Here is a 6,532-nt window from a genome sequence, read left to right on the forward strand (position 1 = left end):
GCCTTGGGCTGTCTTCGCCGCACACTACACAGACTTGCMGGGAGGTCAAAGGCAGGCTTCAACAAGTCTGTGTAAATCCACGATGTAAACCTTTACATGCCCGATGTAAAGGTTTACATATGGCCAACATAAGCGGATGGGAGCCGCAGGAGGAAAATCATGAGCATGGATACCGCAGAGGCTGCGCCGGTGGTGTTGTCCGCCAGGCGCATTTGCAAGTCTTTCAGCGGCGTGCAGGTTCTTTTCAGCGTCAATTTCGATCTTCGCGCCGGTGAAATTCACGCGCTGATGGGCGAAAACGGTGCTGGAAAATCGACCCTCGTCAAGATTCTCTCCGGTTTCGAGCAGCCGACATCGGGTGAAATCCTGCTGGATGGCAAGGTCGTGGCGCTCCCGCCGAACGGTGCGGCCGAGGCGCTCGGAATCGTCATTATCCATCAAGAATTCAATCTCGCCGAACATCTGACCGTGACCGAGAGCCTGTTTCTCGGGCGCGAGGTTACGCATTTCGGCGTGCTCGACCGCAAGCATATGCGAGCTGAGACGCGCCGGGTGCTCGACCTGCTCGGTTCGCATGTCGACGAGAATGCAATGATCAGTTCGCTTTCCATCGCCGACAAACAGATGGTCGAGATCGCCAAGGCCATCAGTCGCGATGCGCGCGTCGTCTTCATGGACGAGCCGACGGCAGTCCTGTCGCGCGAGGAAACCAGCATGCTCTTCAAGCAGGTGCGTAAACTGCGCGATCAGGGCACCAGCTTTGTCTTCGTTTCCCACAAGTTGGACGAGGTGATGGAGTTGACCGACATGGTCACGGTCCTGCGTGACGGCCAATGGGTGAAGACGGCGCCGACCTCTATGCTGGACGGTGAATCCATCGCTCAGCTCATGGTTGGCCGGGAGCTTTCCAGCCTCTATCCCGCCAAGGTCGAACCCAACGTCGACGAAGAAATCGTGCTTCGCGTCAGTTCAGTTTCGACCGGCTATGTGCAGGACGCGAGCTTTGAGGTGCGCAAGGGCGAAGTGATTGGCTTTTCCGGACTGATCGGCTCGGGCCGCACGGAATTGATGGAGGCGATTGCCGGCCTTCGTTCACGGCTTTCGGGCGAGGTCGTCATCCATGGCGAGAGCGTGTCTTCGGGCGATGCGCGCGCCGTCAATCGCGCTGGCCTTGCCTACATGACCAAGGACCGCAAGTCGAAAGGCCTGCTGCTCAGTTCGGGCATGATTGCCAATCTGACGCTGCAGTCGCTCGAGCGTCATGTCAGCCACGGTTATCTCAGCCCCGGCAGCGAGGCGGCGGCTCTTGCCAAGGCCAAGCGCCGCTTCGACATCAGGGTACGCGACGGCAATATCATTGCTGGGCGCATGTCGGGCGGCAACCAGCAGAAGCTGCTTCTGGCCAAGGTCATGGAGACCGAGCCGCAGATCATCATCATCGATGAGCCGACACGAGGGATCGATGTCGGCACCAAGCAGCAGATCTATCATTTCATCTCGGCGCTCGCCCGCGACGGGCGGGCAATCATAGTCGTCTCCTCGGAGATGCCCGAGGTCATCGGCCTCTGTACGCGCGTGGCCGTCATGCGCGAGGGTCGGATTGTCGGCATCCTCGAGGGCGATGAAATTTCCGAGCAGGAAATCATGCGTTACGCGGCAGGCCTGAAGCGTCAGGTAGCCGCCTGACGCCGGCAGAGCGCGGTATGGGCGGCCCGCACGCGGGACAAACAAGATGCCCAGTAGTAATGGGACGGGAGGTTGGTTTTGGACATGAGTGTTAACGAGGAGACCAGGGAAATCCGGCGCAGATCCTGGCGTGATGTCGATCTTCGTGCGGTAGCGCCCTTTGCCGCACTGGCCTTGCTCCTCATCGTGGGCGCGCTGGTCAATCCCAATTTCATCGGCCTCACCAACCTTACGAATGTCGCGACGCGCTGCGCCTTCATTGCGATCATCGCCGTCGGCGCGACCTTCGTGATCTCGGCCGGCGACCTCGACCTTTCCGTCGGCTCCATGGTGGCCTTTGTCGCCAGCCTGATGATCCTACTGATCAATTCCGGCGTCATCGCCGATCCGACGCTGATGCTGGTTGCAGCTGTCGTCTTCGCCGTGGTCGCCGGAGCGCTCTGTGGTCTTGCAAACGGTCTCATCACGACGGTCGGCAAGATCGAACCCTTCATTGCCACCCTTGGTACGATGGGCATCTACCGCGGCTTGACGACATGGCTGTCGCAGGGCGGTGCGATCACGCTGCGCTCTGCGGATATCCAGACGCTTTATCGCCCTGCCTATTTCGGCAGTTTTCTCGGCGTGCCGGTGCCGATCGTCGTCATCCTGGCGGTCACCGCGGTCGCAGCCTTCATTCTCTATCGCACGCGTTACGGCCGGCATGTTGTGGCTGTCGGCTCGAACAGCGATGTGGCGCGCTATTCCGGTATTGCGGTAAACCGCGTGCGCACCATCGCCTTCGTCATTCAGGGTCTCTGCGTGGCGATTGCAGTGCTGCTCTACGTGCCACGCCTTGGCTCGACTTCGGCAACGACCGGCATCCTGTGGGAGCTGCAGGCGATCACGGCCGTCGTCGTTGGTGGCACGGCGCTGAAGGGCGGGGCCGGCCGGGTATGGGGCACGATCTGCGGTGCCTTCATTCTCGAACTCGTCGGCAACATCATGCTGCTTTCGAACTTCATCAGCGAATATCTCATCGGCGCGATCCAGGGTGCGATCATCATCATCGCCATGCTGGTGCAGCGGTCGCTGGTGCGCAAATCGTAAGGCAGCCTGTTTTTCGAATTGGCCGGGCTATCCAGGGCACCCGGTTCGGATTGGAGAAGTCCCTGATATTTTTGGGAGGAAATAGCATGCGCAAGCTCATGTTGGGTCTGGCTGTTGCGGGGGTGGCTTTTGCCGGCGCAGCCTACGCCCAGGACAAGAATTATACGATCGGTGTGTCCATTCCGGCCGCTGACCATGGCTGGACGTCGGGCGTCGTGTTTCACGCCGAGCGCGTTGCCAAGAAGCTGATGGCCGAACATCCGGGCCTGAACGTCATCGTCAAGACCTCGCCGGATGCCGCAACGCAGGCAAACGCCGTACAGGACCTCGATACGCAGGGCATCGATGCGCTTGTCATCCTGCCTTCCGATCCGGATCCGCTCGTCAACGCCATCAAGGAAGTCAAGGGCAAGGGCAAGTTCGTTGCGCTCGTCGACCGTGCGCCGTCGAGCAACGACAATTCCGTGCGTGACCTTTACGTTGCCGGCAACAACCCGGCGCTCGGCGAAGTCGCCGGCAAGTACATTGCTGGAAAGACGCCAGAAGCCGAAGTCGTTATCATCCGCGGTCTGCCGATCCCGATCGACCAGCAGCGCCAGGACGGCTTCGACAAGGGTATCGCCGGCTCCAAGGTCAAGGTTCTCGACCGTCAGTACGGCAACTGGAACCGCGACGATGCCTTCAAGGTCATGCAGGACTATCTGACGAAGTATCCGAAGATCGACGTCGTATGGTGCCAGGATGACGACATGGCTGTCGGCGTTCTGCAGGCCATCGAGCAGGCCAAGCGCACCGACATCCAGTATGTCGTTGCCGGCGCCGGCTCCAAGGACATGATCAAGAAGGTCATGGATGGCGACAAGCTGATCCCGGTCGACGTTCTCTATCCGCCGGCAATGGTCGGTACGGCAATGGAACTGACGGCTGCTGCGCTTTACGATCAGGTTCCGGTTCACGGCAACTACATCCTGGACGCGACGCTCGTCACCAAGGAGAATGCCAAGAACTTCTACTTCCCGGACTCTCCGTTCTGATAACCGCTTTCGATGAATGCGCCCGTTCGCAAGGATGGGCGCATTTTCGTGCCTTCAGACAAGTTGCAGCCAAAATGCGGCACGTACCTCTTGCCCATCTGCGGCGAGCGTGATTAGGTCCAGTCCGCGTTGATTTTCGGCTAACCCGCCAAATCCTTCGCATTGGCGGGGAGGCGCCTTTTCTTTACCGAACGGCGCACTAGGATTTATCGAAAACGTTTACGATCGATATTCAGGGAGGAATCTGACATGAAGACGATCAAGGGCCCCGGCCTGTTCCTTGGGCAATTCGCGGGCGATACCGCGCCTTTCAATTCCTGGGACGCGATCACCAAATGGGCGGCCGACACCGGCTACAAGGGCGTGCAGGTTCCGACCTGGGCAAGCCAGCTCATCGACCTCAAGAAGGCGGCGACCTCCAAGGACTACTGCGATGAATTCGCAGGCAAGGCGCGCGAAAATGGCGTCGAGGTCACCGAACTTTCCACCCACCTGCAGGGCCAGCTCGTTGCCGTTCATCCGGCCTATGACGAAGCCTTCGATGGTTTTGCCGCACCTGAAGTGCGCGGCAATCCGAAGGCGCGCCAGGAATGGGCCGTGCAGCAGGTCAAGTATGCCCTGACGGCTTCCAAGCATCTCGGCCTCAAGGCGCATGCGACCTTCTCCGGGGCGCTTGCCTGGCCCTTCATCTATCCCTGGCCGCAGCGCCCTGCCGGTCTCGTCGAGACCGCCTTCGACGAGCTTGCCCGCCGCTGGAAGCCGATCCTCGACCATGCCGACGAAAACGGCATCGACGTCTGCTACGAAATCCATCCGGGCGAAGACCTGCACGACGGCATCACCTACGAGATGTTCCTGGAACGCGTCGGCAACCATCCGCGCGCCAACATGCTTTACGATCCGTCGCACTACGTTCTGCAGTGCCTCGACTATCTCGACAATATCGACATCTACAAAGACCGCATCAAGATGTTCCACGTCAAGGATGCGGAGTTCAATCCGACCGGACGCCAGGGCGTTTACGGCGGCTATCAGGGCTGGGTCGAGCGTGCCGGCCGCTTCCGCTCGCTGGGCGACGGCCAGGTCGATTTCGGCGCCGTCTTCTCCAAGATGACCGCCAACAACTTCGATGGCTGGGCCGTGGTCGAATGGGAATGCGCGCTGAAGCATCCGGAAGACGGCGCGCGTGAAGGCGCTGAATTCGTCGCGGCGCACATCATCCGCGTCACTGAAAAGGCCTTCGACGATTTCGCTGCCGGCGGCACCGATCAGGCGGCCAACCGACGCATGTTGGGTCTGTCGTAACCGGATCAGGATTTCGAGGAGAATATCATGGCAATCGAAGCATCATCCGAACAGACCCGCGAGCCGCGCATCCGGCTCGGCATGGTCGGAGGCGGGGCTGGCGCCTTCATCGGCGCCGTCCACCGTATCGCCGCGCGTATCGACGATCAGTATGATCTGATCGCCGGTGCATTGTCGTCGACGCCGGAAAAGGCTGCACAGTCGGGTCGTGATCTCGGTCTCGATCCGTCGCGCACCTATTCCAGCTACCGGGAAATGGCGATCCGCGAAGCCAAGCTGAAGAACGGCATCGAAGCCGTTTCCATCGTCACGCCGAACCACGTGCACTATGATGCGGCGAAGGAATTCCTGCGCCGCGGCATCCACGTCATCTGCGACAAGCCGCTGACCTCAAACCTTGCCGATGCCAAGAAGCTGAAGAAGGTTGCCGACGAGAGCGGCGCTCTCTTCATCCTGACGCATAACTACACCGGCTATCCGATGGTCCGTCAGGCGCGCGAAATGGTCGCCAATGGCGAGCTTGGCGATATCCGCATCGTTCAGGCCGAATATCCGCAGGACTGGCTGACGGAAGCGATCGAGCAGTCCGGCCAGAAGCAGGCCGCATGGCGCACCGACCCGGCGCAATCAGGCGTCGGCGGTTCGACCGGCGATATCGGCACGCATGCCTATAACCTTGCGTCCTTCATCACCGGCCTGGAACTCGACAGCCTTGCTGCCGATCTCGACAGCTTCGTGCCGGGCCGTCGTCTCGACGACAACGCCCACGTGATGCTGCGCTTCAAGGCCAAGGGGTCGGAAAAGCCGGCCAAGGGCATGCTCTGGTGCAGCCAGGTGGCGCCGGGCCACGAGAACGGTCTCAAGGTGCGCGTCTATGGCACCAAGGGTGGTTTCGAATGGGTCCAGGCCGATCCGAACTACCTCTGGTACACGCCGTTTGGCGAGTCAAAGCGGTTGATCACCCGCAACGGCGCCGGTTCCGGTGCTGCTGCTGCCCGGGTTTCACGCGTTCCCTCCGGTCATCCGGAAGGTTATCTCGAAGCCTTTGCGACGATCTATACGGAAGCCGCACACGCCATCAACGCCCACAAGAAGGGCAAGGCTGTCGATAAGGCCGTGGTCTACCCGACAGTCGATGACGGCGTGAAGGGTGTCGCCTTCGTCGAGGCCTGCGTCGCGTCGTCCAAGCGCAACGGTGCCTGGGTCAAGGTCTGAATTTCCGAGCCAATCAGGCGCATGTCATTAAAAAACGCCGGGGCGGTTGGATATCGCCCCGGCGTTTTTTCTGCGGTGATCAGGCGGCAACCGCAGTGCGGTTGCGCTTCAGCAGGTGTTCGATGCTGAAAGGTCCGGCGCCGGCGGCGACCAGATAAAGGAAGACGAAGCAGAACAGGATTGCCGCGACGCCGCCATTCTGC

At 60.4% G+C, this 6,532-nt stretch carries 5 protein-coding genes and 1 pseudogene; 5 read left to right on the forward strand and 1 reads right to left on the reverse strand.

Going from position 1 to position 6,532, the window contains the following annotated elements:
• Positions 1–159: 159 nt before the first annotated feature.
• The 5 genes from AC1D35_RS34290 (at position 160) to AC1D35_RS34310 (ending at position 6,329) form a co-directional block, all read left to right on the forward strand.
• Positions 160–1,686: a sugar ABC transporter ATP-binding protein gene (locus tag AC1D35_RS34290; RefSeq protein WP_113310365.1), complete on the forward strand. Its 1,527-nt coding sequence runs from the start codon at positions 160–162 to the stop codon at positions 1,684–1,686.
• 84 nt (positions 1,687–1,770) lie between these two features.
• The gene (locus AC1D35_RS34295; RefSeq protein WP_113295986.1) at positions 1,771–2,775 is read left to right on the forward strand and encodes an ABC transporter permease; all 1,005 of its coding nucleotides are present in this window, start codon (positions 1,771–1,773) and stop codon (positions 2,773–2,775) included.
• Positions 2,776–2,861: 86 nt separating this feature from the next.
• Positions 2,862–3,809, forward strand: coding sequence for a substrate-binding domain-containing protein (locus AC1D35_RS34300; RefSeq protein WP_113295987.1), 948 nt, complete (start codon positions 2,862–2,864; stop codon positions 3,807–3,809).
• Positions 3,810–4,058: 249 nt separating this feature from the next.
• Positions 4,059–5,114 (forward strand): sugar phosphate isomerase/epimerase family protein, encoded by a 1,056-nt coding sequence (locus AC1D35_RS34305; protein ID WP_113295988.1) that lies wholly within the window; start codon positions 4,059–4,061, stop codon positions 5,112–5,114.
• Positions 5,115–5,141: 27 nt separating this feature from the next.
• A complete protein-coding gene (locus AC1D35_RS34310; protein WP_113310364.1) occupies positions 5,142–6,329 on the forward strand; it encodes a Gfo/Idh/MocA family protein in 1,188 nt (395 codons plus the stop codon).
• A 79-nt stretch (positions 6,330–6,408) separates the two neighbouring features.
• On the opposite strand, the pseudogene AC1D35_RS34315 reads toward AC1D35_RS34310, so the two are convergent.
• Positions 6,409–6,532, reverse strand: a pseudogene (locus AC1D35_RS34315) (DoxX family protein); the annotation flags it as partial.

Source organism: Rhizobium sp. P1_E6 (genome assembly GCF_056405875.1).